The 24,466-nt window shown below is 74.6% G+C and carries 28 protein-coding genes; 11 read left to right on the top strand and 17 right to left on the bottom strand.

What is annotated here, in order from left to right:
• The first annotated feature begins 55 nt into the window (after positions 1-55).
• From EV374_RS12900 to EV374_RS12880, 5 genes are all read left to right on the top strand, one after another.
• Entirely contained in the window at positions 56-853 is a 798-nt protein-coding gene (locus EV374_RS12900; protein WP_132235075.1) for a sugar phosphate isomerase/epimerase family protein, read from the top strand.
• A gap of 66 nt (positions 854-919) precedes the next feature.
• Entirely contained in the window at positions 920-1,363 is a 444-nt protein-coding gene (locus tag EV374_RS12895) for a hypothetical protein (protein WP_132234924.1), read from the top strand.
• A gap of 190 nt (positions 1,364-1,553) precedes the next feature.
• A complete protein-coding gene (locus EV374_RS12890) occupies positions 1,554-2,939 on the top strand; it encodes an FAD-linked oxidase C-terminal domain-containing protein (RefSeq protein WP_132234922.1) in 1,386 nt (461 codons plus the stop codon).
• Positions 2,936-4,003 (top strand): (Fe-S)-binding protein, encoded by a 1,068-nt coding sequence (locus EV374_RS12885; protein ID WP_132234920.1) that lies wholly within the window; start codon positions 2,936-2,938, stop codon positions 4,001-4,003. Before EV374_RS12890 ends, EV374_RS12885 begins: the two co-directional genes overlap by 4 nt.
• A 279-nt stretch (positions 4,004-4,282) precedes the next feature.
• Positions 4,283-4,672: an OsmC family protein gene (locus EV374_RS12880; protein ID WP_132234918.1), complete on the top strand. Its 390-nt coding sequence runs from the start codon at positions 4,283-4,285 to the stop codon at positions 4,670-4,672.
• 534 nt (positions 4,673-5,206) lie between these two features.
• Here the strand turns inward: EV374_RS12880 and EV374_RS12875 are convergent.
• Positions 5,207-6,118, bottom strand: coding sequence for an alpha/beta fold hydrolase (locus EV374_RS12875; protein WP_132234916.1), 912 nt, complete (start codon positions 6,116-6,118; stop codon positions 5,207-5,209).
• Between the two features lie 95 nt (positions 6,119-6,213).
• Here EV374_RS12875 and EV374_RS12870 point away from each other — a divergent pair, with 95 nt between their 5' ends.
• Positions 6,214-6,837 carry a TetR/AcrR family transcriptional regulator gene (locus EV374_RS12870; RefSeq protein ID WP_132234914.1) on the top strand — a complete coding sequence of 208 codons (624 nt, stop codon included), beginning with the start codon at positions 6,214-6,216 and terminating at the stop codon, positions 6,835-6,837.
• Positions 6,838-6,919: 82 nt separating this feature from the next.
• Here the strand turns inward: EV374_RS12870 and EV374_RS12865 are convergent, their stop codons facing one another.
• From EV374_RS12865 to EV374_RS12850, 4 genes are all read right to left on the bottom strand, one after another.
• Positions 6,920-7,129, bottom strand: a complete 210-nt coding sequence (locus EV374_RS12865; protein WP_132234911.1) for a hypothetical protein — start codon at positions 7,127-7,129, stop codon at positions 6,920-6,922.
• A 135-nt stretch (positions 7,130-7,264) separates the two neighbouring features.
• On the bottom strand, positions 7,265-9,532 hold the full coding sequence (locus EV374_RS12860; RefSeq protein WP_165947773.1) for an ABC transporter permease: 2,268 nt from the start codon (positions 9,530-9,532) through the stop codon (positions 7,265-7,267).
• Positions 9,529-10,209: an ABC transporter ATP-binding protein gene (locus EV374_RS12855; protein WP_132234909.1), complete on the bottom strand. Its 681-nt coding sequence runs from the start codon at positions 10,207-10,209 to the stop codon at positions 9,529-9,531. Before EV374_RS12855 ends, EV374_RS12860 begins: the two co-directional genes overlap by 4 nt.
• Positions 10,206-10,730, bottom strand: a complete 525-nt coding sequence (locus EV374_RS12850) for a PadR family transcriptional regulator (protein WP_132234907.1) — start codon at positions 10,728-10,730, stop codon at positions 10,206-10,208. Before EV374_RS12850 ends, EV374_RS12855 begins: the two co-directional genes overlap by 4 nt.
• Positions 10,731-10,810: 80 nt before the next feature.
• Between EV374_RS12850 and EV374_RS12845 the strand changes: the two genes are divergently transcribed.
• Positions 10,811-11,386: a GNAT family N-acetyltransferase gene (locus tag EV374_RS12845; protein WP_132234905.1), complete on the top strand. Its 576-nt coding sequence runs from the start codon at positions 10,811-10,813 to the stop codon at positions 11,384-11,386.
• Here EV374_RS12845 and EV374_RS12840 read toward each other — a convergent pair.
• The 3 genes from EV374_RS12840 to EV374_RS12830 all read right to left on the bottom strand — a co-directional run bounded on the left by EV374_RS12840 (position 11,357) and on the right by EV374_RS12830 (position 14,560).
• A complete protein-coding gene (locus tag EV374_RS12840) occupies positions 11,357-11,944 on the bottom strand; it encodes a TOPRIM nucleotidyl transferase/hydrolase domain-containing protein (RefSeq protein WP_132234902.1) in 588 nt (195 codons plus the stop codon). The two genes, EV374_RS12845 and EV374_RS12840, sit on opposite strands and share 30 nt — an antisense overlap.
• A gap of 154 nt (positions 11,945-12,098) precedes the next feature.
• On the bottom strand, positions 12,099-13,640 hold the full coding sequence (locus EV374_RS12835) for a cellulose binding domain-containing protein (protein ID WP_132235071.1): 1,542 nt from the start codon (positions 13,638-13,640) through the stop codon (positions 12,099-12,101).
• Between the two features lie 134 nt (positions 13,641-13,774).
• Positions 13,775-14,560: an RNA ligase family protein gene (locus EV374_RS12830; RefSeq protein WP_207914125.1), complete on the bottom strand. Its 786-nt coding sequence runs from the start codon at positions 14,558-14,560 to the stop codon at positions 13,775-13,777.
• A gap of 166 nt (positions 14,561-14,726) precedes the next feature.
• Here EV374_RS12830 and EV374_RS12825 point away from each other — a divergent pair, with 166 nt between their 5' ends.
• Complete coding sequence (locus EV374_RS12825) at positions 14,727-15,152, top strand: type II toxin-antitoxin system Phd/YefM family antitoxin (RefSeq protein ID WP_132234898.1); 426 nt, start codon at positions 14,727-14,729, stop codon at positions 15,150-15,152.
• Positions 15,153-15,384: 232 nt separating this feature from the next.
• Here EV374_RS12825 and EV374_RS12820 read toward each other — a convergent pair whose 3' ends face one another.
• From EV374_RS12820 to EV374_RS12805, 4 genes are read right to left on the bottom strand one after another with little or no spacing between them, the layout of a single operon-like run.
• On the bottom strand, positions 15,385-16,449 hold the full coding sequence (locus tag EV374_RS12820; protein ID WP_132234896.1) for an ABC transporter ATP-binding protein: 1,065 nt from the start codon (positions 16,447-16,449) through the stop codon (positions 15,385-15,387).
• On the bottom strand, positions 16,446-17,261 hold the full coding sequence (locus EV374_RS12815; RefSeq protein WP_132234894.1) for an ABC transporter permease: 816 nt from the start codon (positions 17,259-17,261) through the stop codon (positions 16,446-16,448). The genes EV374_RS12820 and EV374_RS12815 overlap by 4 nt, the downstream gene beginning before the upstream one ends.
• A complete protein-coding gene (gene modA / locus EV374_RS12810; protein WP_132234892.1) occupies positions 17,258-18,034 on the bottom strand; it encodes a molybdate ABC transporter substrate-binding protein in 777 nt (258 codons plus the stop codon). Before modA ends, EV374_RS12815 begins: the two co-directional genes overlap by 4 nt.
• Positions 18,031-18,456 (bottom strand): TOBE domain-containing protein, encoded by a 426-nt coding sequence (locus tag EV374_RS12805; protein ID WP_132234886.1) that lies wholly within the window; start codon positions 18,454-18,456, stop codon positions 18,031-18,033. The genes modA and EV374_RS12805 overlap by 4 nt, the downstream gene beginning before the upstream one ends.
• A 198-nt stretch (positions 18,457-18,654) precedes the next feature.
• Here EV374_RS12805 and EV374_RS12800 point away from each other — a divergent pair, with 198 nt between their 5' ends.
• Complete coding sequence (locus tag EV374_RS12800) at positions 18,655-19,788, top strand: transporter substrate-binding domain-containing protein (protein ID WP_486485730.1); 1,134 nt, start codon at positions 18,655-18,657, stop codon at positions 19,786-19,788.
• Positions 19,680-20,819: a hypothetical protein gene (locus tag EV374_RS12795; RefSeq protein ID WP_486485729.1), complete on the top strand. Its 1,140-nt coding sequence runs from the start codon at positions 19,680-19,682 to the stop codon at positions 20,817-20,819. Before EV374_RS12800 ends, EV374_RS12795 begins: the two co-directional genes overlap by 109 nt.
• A gap of 36 nt (positions 20,820-20,855) precedes the next feature.
• On the opposite strand, the gene smpB is transcribed toward EV374_RS12795, so the two are convergent.
• On the bottom strand, positions 20,856-21,350 hold the full coding sequence (gene smpB, locus EV374_RS12790) for an SsrA-binding protein SmpB (protein ID WP_132234882.1): 495 nt from the start codon (positions 21,348-21,350) through the stop codon (positions 20,856-20,858).
• Positions 21,351-21,463: 113 nt separating this feature from the next.
• On the opposite strand from smpB, the gene EV374_RS12785 reads away from it, so the two are divergent.
• Positions 21,464-22,003, top strand: a complete 540-nt coding sequence (locus EV374_RS12785; protein ID WP_132234880.1) for an RNA 2'-phosphotransferase — start codon at positions 21,464-21,466, stop codon at positions 22,001-22,003.
• 10 nt (positions 22,004-22,013) lie between these two features.
• Here EV374_RS12785 and EV374_RS12780 read toward each other — a convergent pair whose 3' ends face one another.
• The 4 genes from EV374_RS12780 to EV374_RS12765 all read right to left on the bottom strand — a co-directional run bounded on the left by EV374_RS12780 (position 22,014) and on the right by EV374_RS12765 (position 24,315).
• Entirely contained in the window at positions 22,014-22,526 is a 513-nt protein-coding gene (locus tag EV374_RS12780; RefSeq protein WP_132234878.1) for an NUDIX domain-containing protein, read from the bottom strand.
• A 76-nt stretch (positions 22,527-22,602) separates the two neighbouring features.
• Positions 22,603-23,163 (bottom strand): riboflavin biosynthesis intermediates N-glycosidase, encoded by a 561-nt coding sequence (gene ybiA, locus EV374_RS12775; protein ID WP_132234876.1) that lies wholly within the window; start codon positions 23,161-23,163, stop codon positions 22,603-22,605.
• Positions 23,164-23,296: 133 nt separating this feature from the next.
• Positions 23,297-23,938 (bottom strand): SRPBCC family protein, encoded by a 642-nt coding sequence (locus EV374_RS12770; protein ID WP_132234874.1) that lies wholly within the window; start codon positions 23,936-23,938, stop codon positions 23,297-23,299.
• Complete coding sequence (locus EV374_RS12765) at positions 23,935-24,315, bottom strand: ArsR/SmtB family transcription factor (RefSeq protein WP_132234872.1); 381 nt, start codon at positions 24,313-24,315, stop codon at positions 23,935-23,937. The genes EV374_RS12770 and EV374_RS12765 overlap by 4 nt, the downstream gene beginning before the upstream one ends.
• Positions 24,316-24,466: the final 151 nt, after the last annotated feature.

The raw sequence follows: 24,466 nt of genomic DNA, 5'->3' as shown, positions 1-24,466 counted from the left end.
TGAGCCGGGTCTGCGAGCCCCGCAGTCGCGAACGGAAGGCGGACCAGTGAGTGGGCTGGAACGGTTCTCGTTCAACCAGGCCACGTCGCAGCACTGGCCGCTGCCCGAGGTGGTCGCCGGCTGCGTCGCCGCCGGCGTGCCGGGGATCGGGCTCTGGCGGGAACCGGTTGCCGAGTACGGGCTGGCCCGCGCCGCGAAGCTGGTCCGCGACGCCGGCCTCGAGGTCACGTCCCTGTGCCGGGGCGGCTTCTTCACCGCCGACGGCTGGCGGGAGGAGAACCTGCGCGCCATCGAGGAGGCCGCCACCCTCGGCACCCCGGTCCTGGTGCTGGTCTCCGGCGGGTTGCCGGCGGGCAGCCGGGACATCGACGGCGCCCGCCGGCAGGTCGCCGACGCCATCGCCGAGCTGGCCCCGCACGCCGCCGCGGCGGGGGTGACGCTGGCGATCGAGCCGCTGCACCCGATGTTCAGCGCCGACCGCTGCGTGGTGTCCACCCTCGGCCAGGCGCTCGACATCGCCGAACGGTTCGACCCGGACGTGGTCGGGGTCGTCGTCGACGCGTACCACGTGTGGTGGGACGACACGGTGTACGCACAGATCGCCCGGGCGGGGGCGCGGATCGCCGCGTTCCAGGTGTGCGACTGGGTCACCCCGCTGCCCGAGGGGGTGCTGCTCGGCCGGGCGCTGCCCGGTGACGGCTGCATCGAGCTGCGCCGGCTGCGGGAGGCCGTGGACAAGGCCGGCTACACCGGGCCGGTCGAGGTGGAGGTCTTCTCCGCCGAGGTGTGGGCCCGGCCCGGCCGGGAGGTCCTGGACGCGTCGGTCGCGGGCTACCTGCGCCACGTCGCCTGACGACGGGTCCCGGCCGGTCGGGCGGCCGGTCGGGCGGCCGGCCGGGATCCGGGCGAGGATGAGGGGGTGACCGACCGACGGGTGCACCTCGACGACCTCGGCGCGTGGCTGATCAAGGGCAACGCGGACCGGGTCGACCTGGCCGGCCGCTTCGCCCGTGATCCGCGGGTGACGGGCTGGTGCGTACGCCCCGGCTACCGGGCCCGGCTGATGCGCGCCGGTCAGCCGGTGGTCCTCTGGGCCAGTGGTAGCCGGGGCCGGCTCGCGTACGGCGTTTGGGGCGTGGGGCTGGTGGCCGCCGCCGCGGTGCCGGGGGAGCCGGGCGCGGCCTGGACGGTGCCGTTGGACCTGACGGTCCTCGCCGAGGCGCACCGGGTGCCCCGGGAGTCCTTCCGGGGCGACGCGCGGCTGGCCGGCGCGGAGGTGCTCCGGCAGCCGCAGGGGGCCAATCCGTCCTTCCTCACGGTGGCCGAGTTCGCCGCGCTGCGCGAGCACCTGCCGCCGCGCTGACGGCGGGGCCCCGGCCGGCTCGACCCGGACCGTCGGCGTCGGATCCGCAGCGGGCGGCGAGTGCGGTGACCCGGACGTGGGCCGGGCGGCCCGCCGTCTTCACCCAGCCCCGCCGGCTCTCTATGATCGGTGAAAACTGTCGCCAGGCAGCCGGTCACGAGCCGGCAAAAAGCTACAGGGAAGGGTGGGCATGGCGCTGTCCGCGACCGTCCTCGCCGAGCTGCGCGGGATCGTCGGCCCGTCGCACGTGCACGACGCGGCCGGCGACCTCGTGGCGTACGCGCGGGACGCGACGCCGCTGTTCTCGCACCGCCCGGACGCGGTGGTCTTCCCGGCCGACACCGCCGAGGTCGCCGCGGTGCTGGCACTCGCCACCCGGCACCGGGTGCCCGTGGTGCCCCGCGGCGCGGGCTCCAACCTGTGCGCCGCCACGGTGCCGCTGCGCGGCGGGATCGTGCTGGTGCTGACCCGGCTCAACGCCATCCTGGAGGTCAGCGCGGACGAGCTGCTCGCCCGGACGCAACCGGGCGTGACCAGCGCCGCCCTCGCCGACGCCGCCGCCGCACAGGGCCTGCTCTGGGCGCCCGACCCCGGCAGCCGGACCGTCGCCACGGTCGGCGGCACCATCGCCACCTGCGCGGGCGGGCTGCGCGGCCTGAAGTACGGCGTGACCCGCAACTACGTGCTGGGCCTGGAGGCGGTGCTGCCCACCGGCGAGGTGATCCGCACCGGCGGCCGGCTGTGGAAGGACGTCGCCGGCTACGACCTGACCCGGCTGCTCACCGGCTCCGAGGGCACCCTCGCCGTGATCACCGAGGCGACCGTGGCCCTGCTGCCCGCCCCGGCGTCGGCGAACACCGGGGTCGCGTACTTCCCCACGCTGGCCGACGCGGGGGAGGCGGTCGCCCGGGTGATCCGGGCCGGGGTGGTGCCGGCGACGCTGGAGTTCCTCGACCGGGCCTGCATCGACGCCGTGGAGGACTTCGCCCACCTGGGGCTGCGTACCGACGCCGGCGCCCTGCTGCTCTTCGGCGACGACGGACCGCCCGACCTCGTCGCCGCCCACCTGGACCGGATCGGCGCCGCCTGCGTCGAGGCCGGCGCGGTGGAGGTCACCACCGCCCGCGAGGTCGCCCAGGCCGAGGCGCTGCTGGCCGCCCGGCGCTGCGCGCTGCCGGCGCTGTCCCGCCGGGGCGGGGTGACCATCCTGGAGGACGCGACCGTGCCCCGGCCACGCATCGCCGAGATGGTCGACCGGATCGACGCCATCGCCGCCCGGCACGACGTCGCCATCGCCACCTTCGGCCACGCCGGCGACGGCAACCTGCACCCCACCTGCGTGCTCGACTCGGCCGAGGACCACGACGCGGTACGCCGGGCCGAGGCGGCCTTCGCCGACGTCTTCGCCGCCGCCATCGACCTCGGCGGCACGATCACCGGCGAGCACGGGGTGGGGGCGGCGAAACTGCCGTTCCTCGCCGCCCGCCTCGGCGAGGACCAGCTCGCCCTGCTGCGCCGGATCAAGAGCGCCTTCGACCCGGCGGGCATCCTCAACCCCGGAAAGCTGGGCTCATGACCGGCGACGTGTTCGACCCGGAGCAGCTGTCCCGCTGCATCTCCTGCGGGTTCTGCCTGCCGGCCTGCCCCACGTACGCGATGACCGGCGACGAGGCGTCCTCGCCGCGCGGCCGGATCACGCTGATGCGGGCGTTGCAGGACGGCACCCTGCCCCCGGACGACGACACCCTCGCCGAGCAGTCCTCGTTCTGCCTGGGCTGCCGGGCCTGCGAGCCGGTCTGCCCGGCCGGGGTGGAGTACGGCAGCCTGCTGGAGCAGTGGCGGGTGCACCAGTGGCGGGGCTGGCGGCGACCGCTGGTGGCCCGGGCGCTGATGCTCTTCGTCGAGCAACGCTGGCTGCTGCGGCTGTCCGGCCTCGTCCGCCGCGCCGCCCGCGGCCGGGCCGCCACTGCGCCGGAGCCGGGCGCGCAGCTGATGTTGGGCTGCGTCGAGCGCGGGCTCTACCCGGCGGTCAGCCGGGCGGCGCACGCGCTCGCCCCCGAGCTGACCGTGCCCGCCGCGCAGGGCTGCTGCGGCGCGCTGCACGCCCACAACGGCGACCTGGCCGGCGGCGAGCGGCTGGCCGAGCGCCTCGGCGCGGACCTGCCCGGCACGATCGTCACGACCTCCGGCGGCTGCGCCGCGCACCTGGCCGCCGTGCTCGGCCGGGACCGGGTGCGCGAGCTGTCCACCTGGCTCGCCGACCGGCCCGCCGGGGCGGAGCTGCGGGTGGCCGGGCGGCGGGCCCGGGTCACCCTCCAGGACTCCTGCCACCTGCGCAACGGCCTCGGCGTCTTCGCCGAGCCCCGGACGCTGCTGCGCCAGGTCGCCGACTACGTCGAGCTGCCGTCGGCGGCCGCCTGCTGCGGGGCGGCCGGCACGTACTCGCTGCTGCGGCCGAAGGACTCCAGGCGGATCCTGGACGCGAAGCTCGACGAGATCGAGGCCGCCGGCGTCGACCTGGTGGTGGCCGTCAACCCGGGCTGCCTGCGGCAACTACGCACGGGCCTGCGCCGGCGCCGGTCCGCCGTGCGGGCCGTGCACCTGGCGGAACTGCTCACCCGCGTCGAGTCACCCTCGTGACACTCCGGTCAGGTAGGTTGCCGGCCAGCCGGTACGCCGTCACCCGCTTCCGGGCCCACCTCAGCGCCGCGCACCCCTCGTCCCGGCACTGCCGGGCACGGTCCGTCCGTCCAGTGCTGCGATAACCGCTGCAGCGGCACGAACCTCAGCAGTCAGCGTCGCAGCCGCTCGCGGTTCGCGCTGATCGCGGCAGAAGCGGATGCCTCGGTATCTGGTGGTGATGCCGGTGACGGATCACAATGAGCCGGTCGGCGAGGAAAATCGGGCAGGGAGCAAGCGGTGGAGCAATTTGCAGTCGTGGTCAGCGCCGGCTCGTTCAGTTCAGATGACGGTGGTGCGATCCGGTTCCCACACCGGTGGACCCCTGGGGGCGTCACGGTCGAGGCGGACTTCACCGGGGCCCACCTGTTGCACCTCGCTGCGGCTGGATGCGTCCTGAACGACATATACCGGGAGGCAGGCGAACTTGGCATCCGCATCGACGGGGTACGTGTATCGGCTGAGGGTGGTTTCGACACGCAGACGTGGATATCGAGCGGCATCACCTATCAGGTCGAGCTGAGCTCACCCGCGTCCGTCGAGGAACTTGCCTTGCTGCTGGATCGTGTCGACGATGTCGCCGAGATCCCGCGGGCGATTCGAGCCGGGACCACGGTACGGAGAAGCTGACTTGCCCCTTTTTCCGCGAAGCTCACACCGATCGACCCACCCGGTGAGCAAACCGATGGCGCTGGCTTCACCATCCGCGAAGCGTCGACACCCGATCAGCGGCATGAGCAAGCACCTGATCGAGCGCGCGTTCACACGGTCCCTCGATGCGAGCCTGGCATGCCGGAGAAGTTGTTTGTCCACCCAGGCCTGTCGGTGCCCGGGAAGGCAACGCCTGGGCGTGACCGAGCCAGGTGCACGCGATGTTCTCGGCGCATCCGGACGCCGGGCGCCCGGCGCCGACGGCACCTGGGTGACGAGCGCTTCGCGGCATGAGAGTGCACCGCAGACAAACGCCGCGAGCCAAGCGAACGACCGCTCCGCCGCCGTGCGGGAGGCGCGTCCCCGGGTCGCATGCCCTCCCCGGATTGCCTTTTACAAACGTGCGGTTGTTGCGGCGTGTCTGCTCGTGGATGACGGCTGGTTACGCGAACGGCGCCCGAACACTACGATTCTAGGCCCGGCTCGACAAGCGCGAGCCCGGCCGCCGAGCACCTACTTGGTGTCGATGGTAAAGGTGCCGGAACTGTCAGTGGCCTGCTTCTCCAAGGCCTGCCAGGGCGCCGCGTCCAGACCGAGGACGTCGAGCAGGTAGGCGGAGATGGCGTCCGCGACGAGCGCGATGCGGGCGGGGTCCTCGTCGGTGGTCTCCTTCACGGCCTCTCCGGCGATCCCGCCCAGGGTGTGCTCGCCGTCGGCAATGCTGAGCAGCCGCTTCGGGGCCGGGCTGAGGTGGTAGGCGTCGGTGAACCAGTCGGGGCCGCGGGTGGACATGGCGGACTGGTCCTTGCCCCCCGCGACCACCAGGGCCGGGATAGTCATGGTGGAGTAACCCGGGCGCATGAACGGCAGGTGCTCCACCGCGAACGGGGTCAGGCTGTCGCCGGTTCCGGTCGCGGCAATGAGCGCGCCGGCCTTGACCGCAGGGTGGGAGAAGTTCTCATCCGGGGTGCCGGCGGCGTCGAGGACGCGTGCACCGAGCAGCGCTCCAGTGGTCTGCGCGCCCCAGGAGTGCCCGACGATCGCGATGCGATTGTGGTCCGCGCGTGCGGGCAGGCCGTTGACCTGGTCGAGGATGTCGCCGAGGTGGTCCAGGATGGCGTGCAGGTCCGCGATGCGCACGCGCCAGATGCTGGCGAAGCGGGGGTCGTCGAAGCCGATGCGGTTACGGCGGGAGTCGAGGTGGGTGGGCTGCACGACGACGAACCCGGCGGCCGCCCACCGTTCCGCGAGGGGCGCGTAGCCGTCCATCGACCAGGCATTGCCGTGGGAGAAGACGATGATGGGCAACTTGTCGCCGTCGATGGGCGCTGTGACCTTGACCTGAAGCGGGACGCTGCGGCCGGTGGTGGGCACGGTGAGTGGCTTTACCGAGACGAGCTGGCGGTCGAGTGGTGTAGAGGGCATGAGTGTCTCCGCGACTGGTCGTGGGTTTGCTAGCTTTGACGGAACGTCGTTCCGCAACCCTAGCGGAACAATGTTCCGCGAACAAGGAGGGTGCGTTGTCCGATACACTCGGTGTGCGCCAGGCAGGTGCACGCCGCAGCCGCGAGGCGGTGCTGACGGCGGCGGCCGCGGCCTTCGTCGAGCAGGGTGTGCAGGCCCCCGTCCGCGACATCGCCGGTCGTGCAGGTGTGGGAGTCGGAACGGTCTACCGGCATTTCCCGACCAGGGCGGATTTGGTGAGTGCCGTTTATCGTCACCAGGTCGACGACTGCACGGCTCTGGCCGCGCAGCTGCGGCAGCAGCCGATCCCGGCCGTCGACGCTCTAGATCGGTGGGTCGCGGCCTTTGTGGACTTTCTGGTGACCAAACATGGTCTCAGCGTCGCCTTGGGCTCGGAGGACCCGAGCCTGGCCAATCTCCACGCGCTGGTACTCGACGAGCTCGTCCCAGCGTGCGAGACGCTGCTGGCGGCGAGCCAGGAGGCCGGGGAGATCGACCGGCAAATCACCGCGTACACGCTGCTGCGAGGCATCGGTAACCTGTGCATCCTCGGGCCGGACTACGACAGGGACGACGCGAGGCAGATGGTCGCCCGCCTCCTGGCCGGGTGCCGCACACGTGGCTCCACCATTTCCGGACCCGACGCGGCGCGAGCTGCACAGCGCCCGGATTTCTGCTAGGTAAATGCCGTCTGAAATCCGGATCCGCAGCGCCATCTGCGTCCGCCGCCACGAACTCTCATCGGCATGAGCGGACTTCTGATCATCTGATTCGAGCGAGGAGTTTGGTGAAGCGCTTTACCTTCTCACGCAGGCGGTCGGCGATGTGCAGCCCGTCGGCTTCACGCAGGTAGCGAGACGAGCCGGAAGGCGCCACCACCGCACCATGGGTGGCAGCGCCTTCCGCCCGCCGGACGCGTGTGTCCCGCTGCGCCACTTCTTGCCAGTGCGGGAGTCGGATCTCGAAATCCATCGCATCCCTCTGACCTGGGATGCTGCGACGATCCTTGGAGCTGGAGTGAAAGAGCCCAGGCCGTTCGCTGCGTGAGGGCTGTATCTCCGCGATCCGCGCCCGCCAGCCGTCGATCCGCCGTACGTGGAGACCGCGCTACTCCGTGCGGATGCCGTCCGGGCGGGTGAGCCGCCACAGCACCGGCAGGCTGAGCCCGGTGACCAGCAGCACCACGGCCGCCCCGAGGCCGGTGGAGATGCCCAGCGCCGGCCAGGCGACCGTCACCGGCGTCTGCACCATGCGCAGCAGCACCGCGCCGAGGCCGAGGCCGAACACCACCGCCAGGGCGAGCCCGATCACCACCGGCACGGCGCTCTGCCACAGCACCGACCAGCTCAGCGTGGAGCGTCGGGTGCCCACCGCGACCAGCATCGCCAGCAGCCGGCGGCGCTCCCGCAGCTGCTCCAGCACCCCGACCAGCATGCTGGCCCCGATCAGCAGCAGGGTGACCACCGCGCCGACGTAGAGGCCGCGCTGGACGTTGACGAACTGGCTGGCCTGGCGGTTCTCGGTCAGCGTGAGCACCGAGGCGTACGGGTCGACGCCGGCGGCGGCGTTGCGGACGTGCTCCACCGCGTCCGGCCGGTCGGGCGCGAGCCGCAGGTACGCCTCGGCGCGCAACGGCCCCAGCCGGGCGGCGTCGACCGCGCCGGGAGTGGCCAGCACCCCGCCCTGCCGGTAGCCGGACGGGTCGATGCGCACCGGCGCCTCCCGGGCGGTGGACGGCACCCGCCAGGGCACCCCGTCGGCGACCGTGACCGCGCTGCCCGCACCGAAACCGGCCGGCTCGCCCTCCGCGTCCGGGACCAGGAACACGTCGCCGTCGGCGCACCGGTCGAGCCGGGCGAACTCGGCCAGCGTCCCGCAGTCGCCGATCCGCAGCGTGCCGTAGGCTTCGCCGGCCTTGACCGTGGTGGCCAGAGTGGCGTTGCTCGCGGTCACCCCGGGCGCGCCGGCCAGGCGGGCCAGGCCCGCCGCCGCGTCCGACTGCGGGGCGAACTGCACCTGCACCTGGGCCCGGGAGGTGTCCTGACCGGTGTCGAAGGTGAACCGGCCGGCGACGCCCGCGAAGAGCATCTGCAACCCGATGGTGCCCGCCACGGCGACCGCGATGCCGTTGACCAGCCGCGCGGAGGCGGCGCTGTCGAGCTGGAGGCGGCGCACCGCGAGCTGCCACGCGACCGGGCCGCCGCGCAGCCGGCGTACGACCAGGTCGGTGAGCCAGGGGAGCAGGGTGACCACGCCGACCAGCAGGAGCACGGCGCCGGCCGCGGTCTGCCGCTCGCCGCCCAGCGGCGCGACCCCGGCCGCGCCGGCCAGCAGCAGCCCGAGCCCGGCGGCCGGCAGCAGCAGCCGCCACACCAGCCGCCGACGCACCGGCGTGGCCCGCCGGGTCACCCCGAGCGGCTCGACCAGCACGGCGCGCATCGACACCAGCGTCACCACGACGGCGAGCGCCGGCACCGCCAGCGCGACGGCGGCCACCAGCGGCAGCGGCGGGCGCACGTCGGCGGCGTACACGCTGAGGTCCATGAGGGTGACCAGCGGCACCACCTGCCGGCCGAGCGCGAAGAGCACGCCGCCGGCCGCGACGCCGAGCAGGGCGCCGGCGGCGGCCTCCCCGGCGGCGATCCGGCGGACCATCGCGGCGTCGGCGCCGACCAGGCGCAGCGCGGCCAGCCGCCGGTCGCGCCGCTCACCGCCGAACCGCACGGCCGCGCCCAGGAACACCGCGATGGGCAGCAGCAGGACCACGAAGATGACGACCACCAGCACCACCAGCACCGGGTCGAAGGCCTCGCCGGGCAGCCCGCCGCCGAACGCGTCCAGCCGGGTGGCGTCGTCGGCGGCGAGGGTGCCGCTGCCCAGGTAGTAGGCCAGCTCGTGGGGGCCGGCCAGCCCCTCGTCGGCGATGACGCCGGTGACCGTGGCCCCGCCGAGGCGGGGGGCGAACAGCGCGCCGTCGGCGGAGCCGAGCAGGTCGCGCAGGGCGGGGGAGACCAGCACCTCGCCGGCGCGGGGCAGCGCGGCCACCCCGGGCGGCGCCGGCGCGGCCGGCCCCTCGGGCCGCAGCACCCGGCCGCGCACCGGCTGCCCCCGGAACTCGGTGTCGGTCTGGCGGATCAGCAGGGTGTCCGCGGCGGCCGGGATCTTCTCGCCCATCCGCAGGTCATCGCGGGCGTCGCCGCGCGCCTGCCGGGCGTCCAGCGCGCCGGGCACCGCGGCGGCGAGCAGCAGCATCGCCACCCCCACCCCCACGCCGACCGCCGTGAGCACCGCCCGCAGCCAGCCGTCCCGGCCGCCCGTGAACGCCATCCGGGCGCCCATGACCAGGTCGGCCGCGCGGTCGCGCAGCCGCGTCACGCCGCGACCTCCAGGTCCCGGGTGCGGCCGTCGCGGACCACGACCTCGCGATCGGAGTACGCGGCGACCCGCGCCTCGTGGGTCACCAGCACCACGGCCGCGCCGGTGTCCCGGGCGGCGGCGGTGAGCAGCCGCATGACCCGCTCCCCGTTGAGTGAGTCGAGCGCGCCGGTCGGCTCGTCGGCGAAGACCACCCGTGGCCGGGTGACCAGTGCCCGGGCGACCGCCACCCGCTGCCCCTGCCCGCCGGAGACCTCGCCGGGCCGCTTGCCGGCCACCTCGGCGACCTCCAGGCGGTCCAGCCACTCGGCGGCCCGCCGCTCCGCCTCGCGCCGGCCGACCCGGCCCAGCCGCAGTGGCAGCGCGACGTTCTCCAGGCAGGTCAGCTCCGGTACGAGCTGGCCGAACTGGAAGACGAAGCCGAACTCCTCGCGGCGCAGCGCGCTGCGCTCGGCGTCGCTCAGGGTGGCGAGGTCACGGCCGGCGTAGCGGACCCGGCCGGAGTCGGGCCGGGTGATGCCGGCGAGGCAGTGCAGCAGCGTGGACTTGCCGGAGCCCGACGAGCCCATCACGGCCAGCACCTCGCCCGGGTGGACGCGCATGCTCGCCCCGGCGAGCGCCCGGGTCGGGCCGAACGAGCGGTGCAGGTCCTCGGCGAGCAGCAGCGGGGCGCTCACGACCGCACCGTCGCGGCCAGCTCGTCGAGGCGGGCGGCGGTCAGCTCCAGCCAGCGCAGGTCGGCCTCCAGGTGGAACAGCGCGTGGTCGCAGACCAGTTGCTCGGCGAGGTCGCCGTCGCGCTTGCGGCGGGTCAGCTCGCGCATCATCCGCAGGTGCTCGGCGCGCTGCACGTCGAGCACGTCGGCGGCGGGGCGGCCGGTCAGCAGGGCCAGCACCACCTTGGTGTAGAGGGTGCTCTGCAGGTACGGCTCGGGTTTCTCGGCCCGGGTCAGCCACTGCGCCACGTCGGTGACGCCCGCCTCGGTGATCGCGTACCGCTTGCGTTCCGGGCCCTCGCCGGGCTCCACCGCCTCCACCTCGACGAGGCCGCCGCGCAGCAGCCGGGACAGGGTGGCGTAGACCTGCCCGTACGCGAGCGGGCGGGCGTGCCCGAAGCGCTCGTCGTAGAGGCGTTTGATGTCGTAGCCGTGGCGGGGGGTGGCCTCGAGGAGGCCGAGGAAGGTCTGTCCGATCGACATGCCGGCGACTATACACACCGCGTATACCCGGAGCGTATAGCGGTACATTGCCCGCTCAACCGTCTCCATCGGAGGTCACCGTGTTCGCCCTGTCCCTGACCGAGGACGCGGAACTGCGTCCCCTGGAGCCCTGGCGGGCCGAGGAGTTCCTCGCCCACCTCGACCGGGCCCGTACGCACATCGCGCCCTGGGTGTCGCCCTCGTTCCTGGTCGACGACCTGGCCGGTGCCCGGGCCGTGCTCCAGCGCTACGCGGAGCTGTGGGCGCGCGACGCCGGCGGCATCTGGGGCATCTGGCGGCGGGGTGAGCTGGTGGGCGGGGTCATGCTGGTCTCGTTCGACGCCGCCAGGGGCGTCTGCGAGGCGGGCTGCTGGCTGGAGCCGGCCGGGGAGGGCCACGGGCTGGTCAGCCGGGCGGTCGGCCGGCTCGTCGACTGGGCGGTGCGGGAGCGCGGCATCCACCGGGTCGAGTGGCGCACCAAGCCGGACAACACCCGCAGCATCGCCACCGCCCGGCGGCTGGGCATGCGCCTCGACGGGACGCTGCGCCAGGTCTACCCCGGCCCGTCCGGACGGGTCGACATCGAGGTGTGGTCGGTGCTGGCGCCCGAGTGGCGCGGCGTCCGGTCAGACGCAGGCGAGCACCGCGTCGAGTGAACGGGGCACCCGGTCCGGCTCCAGCGCCGCCACGAGCAGCCGCGCGTACGCGCTCTTGCGGCCGGACCGGGTGCCGAGGAACCGGCGCAGCTGCGCCTCGACGGCCCGGCCCCGCTGCGCCGGCTGCCGCTGGAACAGGTCGAACGAGCGCAGCTCGCCCTCGGCGGCGAGCACCGCCCGCACCCCGACGACGCCGACCGCCCGGATCAGCTCGTCCTCCAGGTCGGCCACGCAGACGTGGAACCCGAGGGCCGCCATGCCGGCCGGGGACAGGTCGGCGCCGAAGCCGCAGCGTTCCAGCCCGCGCCGGAAGTAGCCCTCCTCGGCCTCGTCGTAGAGGCCGGCCAACCGCAGTCCCCGGCCGCCTGGGCCGAGTCGGTCGAGGAAGTGGCCGATGTTCGTCGCGCCGCCCATGGCCACCACCCGGACGCCCTCGGCGTCGAGGTCCCGGCTGCGGCGTGCGGCGAGGGTCTCCAGGGCGACCCGGTCGCTCGGCCCCTCGACGAGCACCACCGTCCGCGCGTCGGTCCCGGGCGCCAGGTCACCGATGCTCCGCACTCCGCCTCCCCGTCCCCGATGCCGCTGTGCCCGCCCGGGCAGCGTGGACCGGGCCGGCCCTCCGACGCAACCGGATTGCGGGCGGCAGGGAATCGCCGGCGGCCGGCGGTCGTGCCGCCGCCCGGGCCGGGTGGCCCGGACGGCGGCGCCAGCGTCAGGGCAGCGACTTCAGGAACGGGCCGTGGCTCAGGCGGAACTCCCAGGCGTAGAACCGGTCCCAGTTGATCGACCAGGTCATCAGGCCCCGGAAGTTGGGGTTGGTGCCGCTGCGCGGGGTGTACGGGCCGCAGCCCTGCCCCTTCACCAGGCAGGTCAGCGCCGCCTGCACCCCGGCCGGGGCGAGGTAGCCGTTGCCGGCGCTGGGGGAGGAGGGCGCGCCGAAGGCCACCTGGTCCTCGCGCAGCGGCGGGAAGACGCGGTCGGCGTTGCCGGCGACGGGGAAGCCGGCGAGCAGCATGTCGGTCATCGCGACGTGGAAGTCCGCGCTGCCCATGGTGTGGTACTGGTTGTCGAGCCCCATGATCGGCCCCGAGTTGTAGTCCTGCACGTGCAGCACCGTGATGTCGTTACGCAGCGCGTGGATCACCGGCAGGTACGACCCGGCGCGCGGATCCTGCCCGCCCCACGGGCCCGAACCGTAGTACTGGTAGCCGAGCTGGACGAAGAACGTCTCCGGCGCCATGGTGAGGACGAAGCCCGCCCCGTACCGCTGCTTGAGGGTGCGGATCGCGGAGATCAGGTTGACGATCACCGGCGTGGTCGGGTTGCGGAAGTCGGTGTCCCCGGTGTTCAGGTAGAGCGAGTGGCCCTCGAAGTCGATGTCGAGCCCGTTGAGGCCGTACCGGTCGATGATGGCCGCCACCGACCGGACGAAGGTGTCCCGGGCGGCGGTCGTGGTGAGCTGGACCTGGCCGTTCTGCCCGCCGATGGAGAGCAGCACCTTCTTGCCCTGCGCCTGCTTGGCGCGGATCGCGGCGATGAACTCGGCCTCGGTCTCGACGCCCGGGCACTCGGCCGCCGGGCAGAGCTGGAACCGGATGTCGCCCGAGGTGACCGTGGTGGGTTCGCCGAAGGCGAGGTTGATGATGTCCCAGTCGGCGGGCACGTCGGCCATCCGCAGGTAGCCCGAGCCGTTGGCGAAGCTGGCGTGCAGGTAACCGATCAGCGCGTGCCGGGGCAGCCCACCCGTCGGTGGCGGCGTGGTCGGTGGCGGTGTGGTCGGCGGAGGCGTGGTGGGCGGTGGGGTGGTCGGCGGCGCCGTGGTGGGCGGGGCGGTCGTCGGCGGGGCCGTGGTCGGCGGGGTGGTGGGCGTGCCGCCCGAGCAGGGCACGCCGTTGAGCGTGCAGTTGGTGGGGGAACCGGAGCCGGTGGCCAGGAAGCCGAACGACACCGAGGCACCGGGGGCCACGGTGCCGTTCCAGGAGCGGTTGGTGAAGGTGTGCCGCTGGCCGACGCTGCTGACCGTGGCGTCCCAGTAGGAGCCGAGCGTGGTGCCCGTCGGCAGGGTGAAGGCCACCTGCCAGCCGGTGATGGTGCTCGGGCCGCCGTTGGTGACGGTGTAGCGACCCTCCCATCCGGTGCCCCAGTCGGCGGTCTTGACGAAGGTGGCGGTCGGGCCGGCGGCCTGGGCCGGCGCGGCGAGGGTCAGCGTGGTGGCGGTGACGGTGGCGAGGGCCGCGACGGCGGCCAGCAGCAGGTTTCGGGCAGGGCGACGCATCCGGACCTCCCGGGTACGAGGGCCGTCGGATCGACGGATGCACAATTATTAGGATTGTTAACTGTAGTTGTCCAGGCGTACGTGTAAGGAAGGGCCCTTCCTTACACTTCGGGTCAGCGCCTGGCCTCGCGACGCTTCAGGGTGCGCTCGTAGTCCTGGAACCGCGCCTTGGCGATGACCGAGCGGTCCGCCGCGCGGAGCACCAGCCCCTCGGAGCGGCCGGCCGGACCGTCCAGGGCCACCAGGGTCCGGGGCAGGTGACCGGTCAGGAACGTGTGCATGCCCTCGATGTCGCGGGGCAGTTCCTCGGCGGGGACGGTGGCCAGCCGGGGCACCGTCGCCAGGCCCGACGCGTCGGCCCGCCCGACGAGGACCGCCTCGCCGAGGAAGCGCTGGCCGCCGCCGTCGCGCCAGGCCGAGATCCGCTGTGTCGGCCAGTCGAGCATCGGCGTGGGGTCGTCCAGCACTGCCACGTCGAAGAGCCGGTGCCCCACCCGGCGTTCGGCCGTGTACTGCCTGGAGGCGGCGGTGACCTTGCCGCCGTACACCTTCAGGTAGAAGACCGTGATCCGGTCGGCCGCCGCCGCGACAGTCAGCCGCTCGGCCACGTCGCGCAGGGCGTCCACGATGCCCAGCGCCGGGTTGCCGATCAGGTCGCCGCGCGCGTACAGCAGCTCCTCGCGGCTGCCGATCAGGTACGCGCCGCCGGGCAGCACGACGATCCGGGCGTTCGTCCCGTCGACCTTCTCGGTGAGGGTGACCGGCCCGGTGAACGCCACGCACTCCGCCAGCAGCCCGCCGTTGCCGGGGTCCAGGGCGTGGTAGGTGGGGATCGACGGGTACTTGGTCAGCGAGTTGATCCTCCGCAGGTCGACCGTCCGGACGTCGAGGCGGGACACGGCAGCTCCTTCACGTGGCGGGGTGCGCCGCGCCGGTTCGCGGTGCGGCGCCGGGCCGGCAGCGTATCCGCCGCGAGGGCCCCGGCTCGCGCCAGTTTCCGGTCCGCGCGTCCATCCTGGACCGTCGGCGTGCGGAAATGTCGTACCCGGGGGCGACCATCCATCCATGGCTGTCCCCGCTCTCACCCCGCACACCGACCAGCCCCGCTCGGTGCCGCTTCGCGAGGCGCGCACCCGGCTCACCCAGCTCGTCGCGCTGGCCGAGTTGACCGACACCGTCACCGTCGTCACCCGCGACGGCGATCCCCGCCCGGTGGCCGCGATCGTCCCGGCGGCCGCCGCCCGCAGCGCCGCCCAGGCGCGGGCCGACGGGGACCGCCTCGCCGCCGTCACCGCCGGCTGGGCCCGGCGCCTCGACGAGGCGCACCGGCGCAGCGCCAACCGGCACGCCGCCGAGCTGCGCGCGGTCACCGCCGCCCTCGCCGAGGTCTGGGCCGAGCTCGACCGCCGGGTCACCCCGGGCAGTGACCCCGGTCTCGCCCGCCTCCGGGCCGCCCACGCCGACCTGCTGGCCGCCGGCCCCGCCGCCTGACCCGCCCGGCTCCGCGCCGCGTCCGGCGCCGCTCGCGTCCGCGCCGTCCCGGGCTCCGCGCCGTCCCGGGCTCCGCGCCGTCCCGGGCTCCGCGCCGTCCCGGGCTCCGCGCAACCTCCGGCCTCAGCGGCGCGCGGCTGCCTGGCCGGGACCCGGTGCGCCGCGTCGACCGCGCCCCGACGCCGCCGCGGGCAGCGCTCGCGCGGGCCGCCGGCCCCGGGGCCGCAGGGCGTCAGCCGGCGGGGTACGCGTGGGTCTGCGCCGCCTTCACCGCGGCCCAGACCGGCTGGCCGGGGACCAGTCGCAGCTGCGCGGCGGCGGCCGGCGTGACGTCCGCCGACACCCCGATCGGCCCGTCGAGCTGCACCCGCAGGTCGTCGCCGTGCCGCTGCACGCCGGCCACCGTCGCCGCCCAGGTGTTGCGCGGGCTGCCCTCGGGGCGCGACGGGTGCAGGGCCACCGCCGAGGGCCGGAAGGCGACGAAGACCTCCCCGTCGAGCCGGTCGGCGACGGTGAGGGTCAGCCCGTCGGCGACCCGGACCCGGTGCCCGTCGGCGTGGCCCCGGTGCAGGTTCAGCCCGACGAGCCGGGCCACGTAGTCGGTGCGCGGCCGCGCCGTGACGGTCGCGGCGTCCCCCTCCTGCACCACCCGGCCCTCCTCGACGACCACGAGCCGGTCGGCCAGCACCAACGCGTCCAGCGGATCGTGGGTGACCAGCAGGGTGGCCCCCGGGTGCGCGGCGAGGTGCCGGTGCAGCTCGGCCCGGGTGTCCAGCCGGGTGCGCGCGTCGAGCGCGGCGAGCGGCTCGTCCAGCAGCAGCAGCGCCGGCTCGACGGCGAGCGCGCGGGCCAGGGCGACCCGCTGCGCCTGCCCGCCGGAGAGGTGCCGGGGCCGCCGGTGGGCGTGCTCGGCCAGGCCGACCCGCGCGAGCCAGTCGTGGGCCGTCCGGCGGGCGGCGCGCCGGTCCGCGCCGTGGCGTCGGGGCCCGAAGGCCACGTTCTCCAGCGCGCTCAGGTGCGGGAAGAGCAGGTAGTCCTGGAAGACCACGCCGATCGGCCGGCGCTCGGTCGGCGTCCAGGCGCGGCGCTGCGGCCGGTCCAGGTCGACGCCATCGAGGGTGAGGTGCCCGGCGGTCAACGGGAGCAGGCCGGCGAGCGCGCGCAGCGCGGTGGTCTTGCCCGCCCCGTTGGGGCCGAGCAGCGCGACCACCTCGCCGGTGGCGACCCGCAGCGCGACGTCGAGGCGGAAGTCGTCCCGCTCCACCACGAGGCGCGCGTCGAGCAGGGGCGCGCTCACGGGCTGGTGATCCAGCGGTCGCGCAGCCCGGCGAGGATGGCCACCGAGACGGTGAGCAGCACGAGGCTGAGCACCACGGCGGCCTGCACGTCCGTCTCCAGCGCCAGGTAGACCGCCAGCGGCATGGTCTGCGTACGCCCCGGATAGTTGCCGGCGAAGGTGATGGTGGCGCCGAACTCGCCGAGCGCCCGGGCCCAGCACAGCACCGCCCCGGCCGCCAGACCAGGAGCCACCAGGGGCAGGGTGACGTGGGTGAACGTCGTCCAGCGGCCGGCGCCGAGGGTCGCCGCCGCCTCCTCGTACCGGCCGTCGGCGCCGCGCAGCGCCCCCTCCACGGCGATCACCAGGAACGGCATCGCCACGAACGCCTCCGCCAGCACCACCCCGGCGGTGGTGAACGGCAGGGTGATCCCGAAGGTCGCGTCGAGCCAGCCGCCGAGCAGGCCGCGCCGGCCGAAGACCAGCAGCAGCGCCACCCCGCCGACGACGGGCGGCAGCACCAGCGGCACGGTGACGAGGGCGCGTACCAGGCGTCGGCCGGGAAACTCGACGCGGGCCAGCAGCCAGGCCAGCGGCACCCCGAGCAGCAGGCAGAGCAGCGTGGCCAGCGTGGCGGTCAGCAGGGACAGCCGCAGCGCGGTGAGCACGCCCGGCGCGGCGAGCCGCTGCGGCAGGTCGGCCCACGGCGTACGGGCCACCAGTCCGACCAGCGGCAGGACGAGGAAGACCAGGCTCAGCACGGCCGGCAGCAGCAGCGCCACGGGCACCCCGGGGCCCCGCCGGCGCAAGCGCCCGCCGTGGGTACGGGTCACGGCGCCTGGAACCCCGCCTCGGTGAGCACCGCGCGCCCCCGCTCCGCGCGGACGTACGCGACGAAGGCGCGCGCGCCGTCGGGGTTGGGCGCGTCGCGCAGCGCGACGATCGGGTAGTCGTTGACGGCGCGGGCGGACTCGCCGAACTCGACGGCCGTCACGTCGGCCGCGGCGGCCAGGGCGTCCGTGCGGTAGACGAGGGCCGCGTCGACCTCGCCGAGCCGCACCTTGGACAGCGCGCCCCGCACGTCCTGCTCAAGGGTGACCGGGGTGAGCGCGACCGAGGCGGCGTCGAGCGCCGTCCGCGCCGCCGCCCCGCAGGGCACCTGCTCCGCGCAGAGCGCGACCTTCACGCCCGGCCGGGCCAGGTCGGCCAGCCCGGCGACGCCCCGCGGGTTGCCCCTCGGCACGGCGAGGACGAGCTGGTTGCGGACGAAGACCACCGGGTCGCCGTCGGCGTTGCCGGCCCCGGCGACGGTGGCCATGTTGCGTGTCGCCGCCGAGGCGAACACGTCGGCCGGGGCGCCCTGGTTGATCTGGGCGGCCAGCGCGGCGCTGCCGGCGAAGTTGAGGACCACGGTCGTGCCCGGGTGGGCCGCCTCGAAGTCCCGGCCGATCCGGGTGAACGACTCGGTCAGCGAGGCCGCGGCGAACACGGTCACCGTGCCGTCCGTCGACCCGCCACCGGCGGTGGTGCCCGCGCCGCACCCGGCCAGGGCCACCAGTGCGGTGATCACCGCCGCGACCGTCCGCGCCCGCCCCGCCGCGCTCACGATCCCTGCCTCCCCCGGGAGGCCCCGGACGGGGAGGCGCGTTCCACCACCACCGTGGTCGACTTGATCACCGCGACGGCCAGCGACCCGACGCGCAGATCCAGCTCGTCGACCGCCTCCCGGCTCATCAGCGAGACGATCCGGAACGGCCCGGCCTGGATGTCGACCTGCGCCATCACGGTGTCCTTGACGACGTTGACCACGATGCCGCGCAGCCGGTTGCGGGCCGAGGAGGCGTCCGACCGGTCGTCGGGCTCGGCGGCCTGCCCCCGGGCGAACGCGGCCAGCTCGACCCCGTCGATGACCCGGTGCCCGTGCTCGTCGCGGCCGGCGGCGAGCCGCCCGGCGTCGACCCACCGGCGCACGGTGTCGGCGCTGACGCCGAGCAGCTCGGCGGCCTCCCCGATGCGGAACGTCGTCACCCGCCCAGCCTAGCGCCCGGCAGATGCAAGGATGGGAGCGGGTAATCCGTCGCGTATGCGGCCCGGTCAGGCCCCCTCTCCTCGTGTTCGCGGCAGGCGCCGCCGCGACACGACCGGCCGTCCGGATGCTGTCGTGACCTGGCCGGATGGACCACAATGGAGGGCTCGGACGGGGGGACGGCGACCGGGAGGGCCGAGTTGGGTCAGGACGACGAGGACAGCGGCAACCCGCCGGCGCCGGAATCCGTGGAGGCCGCCACCGCCCGCCGGTCGAGGGCCCGGCAGGTGCGTCTGGCGGCCCTGCTGCTCCTGCTGGTGGTGATCGTGGCGGCCACGGTGCGGGTGATCGTGGCGACCGGCCCGCCCACCTGGGACGAGCTGCGCGAGCGGGCGGGGCTGACCAACCGGGACAGGCTGGTCATCGGGGTCAAGGACGACCAGCCGGGCGTGGCGCAGAAGCTGGAGAACGGCGCGTTCGAGGGCTTCGACATCGAGATCGCGTACATGATCGCCGAGGACCTGGGGTTCGACGCGCCGGAGGTGACGCTGCTGGCGATCGAGAGCGAGGACCGGGCCCGCCGGCAGGCGCGCGACGCCGGCGGCAGCTTCGTCACCGTCGACCTGGTGGTCGCCTCCTACAGCATCACCGAACAGCGCCAGGGGCAGGGCGTGGTCTTCTCCTTCCCCTACCTGGAGACGGAGCAGTCGGTGGTGACGCGCGCGTCCGACAGCCGCAAGGTCGCCAGCCTGCGCGACCTCGACCGGGCGACGGTCTGCACGTTGGGCACGTCCACCTCGGAGCGGCGCCTGCGGGACGCGGGCGCGAGTCCGATCGGCCGCAACCGGATCAGCGAGTGCATCCAGGCGCTCTATGACGGTGATGTCGACGCGGTCACCACCGACGCGGCCATCCTGGCCGGCTTCGTGGGCCCCCGCCCGCCGGGCGAGCTGCCGCCGGCGGTGAAGCTGCGGGGGCGCCAGGAGTTGCAGCACTGGGACATCGGCGAGGAGGCGGCGGAGAAGTGGGGCGTGAACACCGGCCCCAATCCGGCGATGCGGGACCTGGTCAACCTCTCCCTGCAACAGTCGGCGGAGGGGCCCGACGGCTACCGGTGGAAGGCGGCGTTCGACCGTTACCTGGCCTCGGAGCAGCAGTACAGCAACCTGCAGCAGGTGGCGGTCGGCCGGCAGCCGGAGCCCGAGGAGAAGGTGGAGGTGCGGCAGTGGCCGTGGGAGAGATGGGCCCTGCCGTCTCCGAGCCGGCCGCGATCCGGCGCGCCGACCGTCGCCCGGGCACCAAGCAGGCGCAACAGGCGCAGCAGTGGCTGCTGACGCTGCTGCCGGCGTTCCCGGTGCTGCTGCTGGTGCTGCGGCTCTGGCGGCTCAGCCGGCAGGACATGCCCACGATGCTGCTGCTGGTGCAGTACGTCAGCCCGCTCGGGCTGCTCAGCGCCCTGCTGATCGCGCTGGTGTGGGCGTTCCCGCTGGTGGTGCTGGTGCTGACCGTCCTCGGCCGGCTGCTCCAGGTCAGCGCGCCTGACCGGTTCGACCCGGACCGCTCGCTGCTCGCGTACGGCACCGTGCGTACCCCCGGTTGGGTGCTGGTGGCGGCGATCGCGCTGGCGGCGCTCACCTGGCAGCTGCGGTTCCTGCCGCTGCTGATGATGCTCGCCCTCTGGCTGCTGGCGCTGCGGACCCGGCTCCGCTATCCGGACCGGCCCCGCCTGCTGCTGGTCACCACCCTGGTGCTGCCGGTCGTGGCGGCGACCGCGAGCTACGCCTGGCTGGCGCCCGCCGTGCCGGCCGCGATCGGCGACGGCGAACTGGCCACGGCCCTGCTGCTGGTCGTGCCCCCGCTGGGAGCCGTGGTGCTCACCGGCCCGGTGCCGCGTCCGGTCGCCCCGGCGCTGACCCACAGCCTCGCCTACGCGGTGGCGGCGGTGGTGCCGCTGGTGACGGGGGTGGTCTTCCTGCGGGTGCCGCTGCTGCCCGCGGTCGCCGTCGAGGTCGGGCCGGAGGCGGGCCCGGTGCGGGAGGTGGTACGCGGCCAGGCGGTCACGGTGACCGACCGGATGACGATCGTGCTCGACGGGCGGGGCGAGGTGCGCTTCCTGCCCAACGACCAGGTACGCGGGCAGCTCCTCTGCCCCGACCCGGGGCGGATCCCGGTCACCCGCGTGGACGTGTACGGCTGGCACGTGGAGGAGACGGCGCTGGACTGGATGATCCCCCGGCAACCGGTGGGGCGGGCGGACCCGCGCTGCCTCGGCCGGGTGCCGGCCGGAGGCCCCGCCGAACCGTCCGCGCCGCCGTCGCCCGGGCCCGCCGGGTCGTCCGTGCCACCGTCCTCCGGCCCCCGCTGACGGCCGGCCGGCGGGCGGGGGAGGCGACGGAGGCGGTCAGCCCCGCCGCGCGGTGCGGCCCTTGAGGTGGCGGCCCAGCTCCCGGGCGATCTCCCGCTCGGCGTCGCGCTCGGCGAGCGCCTGTCGCTTGTCGTACGACTTCCTGCCCTTGGCCAGGGCCAGCTCGACCTTCGCCCAGCCACCCGAGAAGTACATCGACAGGGGCACCAGGGTCAGGCCGCCCTCGCGGGTCCGCTCCAGGATCCGGGCGATCTCGACGCGGCGCAGCAGCAGCTTGCGGGTGCGCCGGGGCGCGTGGTTGGTCCAGCTGCCGAAGCCGTACTCGGCGATGTGCAGCCCGTAGAGCATCAGCTCGCCGTCGCGCTCCTGGGCGAAGGCGTCGACCAGCGACGCCCGACCCTCGCGCAGCGACTTGACCTCGGTGCCGGCCAGCACGATGCCCGCCTCGTAGGTCTTCAGGATCGAGTAGTCGTGCCGCGCCTTCTTGTTGGAGGCGATCAGCCTGCGCTCGTTCTGCCGGGCCGCGTTCACCCGGCCGAGGATATCGGCTGCCGGCCGGGACTGGCCGGCCCGGCGCCGGTGCGGCGGCCGGGTCCGGCCGAATCCGATGGCGCCGCCGGTGCCCGGCGGGGGAGACTCCGCCAATGGATCACCGGGCGATGGTGCGGCTCAGCAAGCGGATGTCCCTGGCGTTGCGGCACGAGCCCGCCCGGTTCGGCCTCGCGCCCGACCGGGCCGGCTGGGTGCCGGTCGACGACCTGCTCGCCGCGCTCGGGATCGACCGCGCCGACCTGGACGCCGTGGTGGCCGGCAACGACAAGCAGCGCTTCGCCGTGGAACGCGGTGCCGACGGCGTCGAGCGGATCCGGGCCAACCAGGGGCACTCGATCCCGGTCGACCTGGAGTTGGCGCCCAGCCCGCCGCCGGCGCGGCTCTACCACGGCACCAGCCGCGTCGCGCTCGACTCGATCCGGTCCACCGGCCTGCACCGGGCCGGCCGGCACCACGTCCACCTGTCGCCGGACCTGGCGACCGCCCGACGGGTCGGTGCCCGCCGGCCGGGCGAGCTGGTGGTGCTGACCGTGGACGCGGCGGCGATGGCCCGCGACGGGCACGCCTTCTATCGCAGCGCCAACGGCGTCTGGCTCACCGACGCGGTGCCCGCCCGGTACCTGGCCGACTGAGCCGTCCGGCTCAACCCGCGCGCCGGGCGAGGAACTCGGCGAGCACCCGGGTGTGGGTGGAGAAGGCCAGCTCCGTCGGCTCGGTGAGCACCAGCCACTCGGTGGCCTCCTCGGTCGGCGCCGACGGCGGCAGCGCCTCGGCCGGCCGCTCGGGCAGCTCGCCGAAGACCATGATCGTGCCGCCGACCGGGGCGCCGTGCACCGCGAGGAGCCGGGCGTCGGCGGCGTCGGCGCGCAGGCCGGTCTCCTCCCACAACTCCCGGACCAGCGCCTCCTGCCACTCCTCGCCGTACTCGATGAAGCCACCCGGCAGCGCGAGCTGGCCGCGGGCGGGCTCGATGTCGCGGCGGACGACCACCACCCCGAGGCCGCCGGCCGTGCGGACCGGCAGCACCGCCACCGCGACGGGCAGCGGGTTGCGCCAGACGGTCGCACCGCAGGCCGCGCAGACCCGCGGCCAGCCGGCCGCCGCCGGATAGGCGGCGCCGCAGAAGGAGCAGTGGGAGTACGCCACGGCGGTCATGCCGCAGCACGTTACCCGGCGCACCGGGGGCCGCCGCGAGCCGCCGTCCGGGGCGTGCGGCGGCGGCTCCCGGCGGTCACGGGCGGCCCGTGCGAAGTGCGTCCCGGGCCGTCATGAGGGCGAAGCCGAGCAGGTTCGCGCCCTGCCAGCGCGCCGGATCGTCCGCGCGCGGGTCGTCGGCGGCCAGGCCGATGCCCCAGACGCGGTCGAGCGGGCTGGCCTCCACGAGCACCCGTTCGCCGGTGCCGAGCAGGTACGCCCGCAGGTCGTCGTGCTGGTCGAACTTGGCGACGCTGCCCGCCACCACGATGTCGAAGCGCCGGGCCTCCCAGGTCGCCTGGTCGAAGCCCCGCACCTCGCGGCCGAGCGACTTGGCGCGTTGGGGGTGCCCGGCCGCGAGGATCCGGTCGGCGACCGCCGCGTCGCCGAACAACATCGCCTTGTGCCACATCATCCAGTGCTCGGCGGTGGCGTACGTCCGCTCGCCCTCGGTGAACGGGGCCGGCCACCATTGGCTCAGGCAGCCGGGCCCGACGCTGCCGTCACGCTGCGGTCGGTGACCCCAGAAGTGCAGGTAGCGGATCTTCTCGCCGGCGTGGACGGCGGCGACGAGCTCGGTGACGGATCGCGGCGACATGGCGGCGAGTCTGCCCGAGGGGTCCGACGGAACGCGCGCGCTTTTCCGGCCGGCCGCCGGCGTGGGCGTCGGAGCCACCGCGCCGGGCGGTCGGGTGCACGGGCGGCCGGTGCCGCCGCGCCGGGCGGGGCGGTCAGGCCGGCGGCGCCCCGGTGTAGAAGGCCGTGGTGCGCTCCGCGGCGCCCCGGGCGGCCTCGGCGTCGGTGCCGTCGGCGACGCTCGCCTCGCCCCACCGCTCGCTGCTCGCCGTGACGAACTGCCGGCCCTGCTCGGACACCGACCAGGCCTCGCCCTCCTCCGGCGTGACCCCGCTGCCGTCGGCGGCCAGGTACGACGCCAGGCCGAGCAGCGCCAGGTCCCAGCCGACCCCGACCGCGCCCGGGCCGAACTGGTCCCAGCGCTCCTGGTCGACGTGCGCGACGTGCTCCAGCTCGAACCGGGTCCGGTCGTCCCCGACCGGCGTCAGCCGCACCTCGATCCAGCTCACCTCGCCGCCGAACTCCCAGGTGGCGGCGAAGCCCTTCGGCGGGTCGCAGCGCTCGATCGTGCCGCCGGCGTTGCCCTCCAGCTGGTAGCGGCCGTCCAGCCGCAGGTCTCCGGAGATCGGCATGAACCAGCGGAGGATCCGTTCCGCGTTGGTGCAGGCGTCCCAGAGGTCCTCCAGCGGCGCGTCGTACGTCTGGCTGATGGTCATCACCCGGGCCTCGCCGGCCTCCAGCACCCGCCGGCCGAGCTGGCGGCGTACGGCGTTGATCTGCTCGGTCGCGTCGATCATCGGTCTCTCCCGTGGTCGGTCGTGTCGTCTGTCGTGGGCGGCTGCTCGCGCAGCCGCCGTTCGCGCTTGCCTCGGGCCAGCTCGGTGGCGAGGGCGTGCAGGGGCGGCGTCCAGAACCGGCGGAAGTTGTCGAGCCAGCGGTCGACCTCCCGCAGCGGCCGGGGATCGACGGCGTAGAGACGTCGGGTCCCCTCCGCCCGCACGGTGGCGAAGCCGTTGTCCCGCAGCACCTTCAGGTGCTGGGAGACGGCCGGCTGGGAGATCCCGAACTCCCGCCGGATCACGTCGCACAGCCCGCCGGCGGTCGTCTCGCCGTCGGTGAGCAGTTCGAGGATGCGGCGCCGCACCGGGTCACCGAGTACGTCGAAGGCGTGCACGGAACCCTTTATATCAGTCACCCCTTATTTAAGCGACCCATGATGGGTCGGTGTGTCGCCGACGCCTTCGCGAAGCGTCGGGGATACGACTCTCCACGGGTCGGTGCGAAGATCGGCACGACGCTACCCTGGCATCGACGGACATATACTT

The organism is Micromonospora sp. CNZ303, from assembly GCF_004345505.1.
Note: the sequence above shows the minus strand (reverse complement) of the source record. Positions and strands in the feature narration are given on the sequence as shown.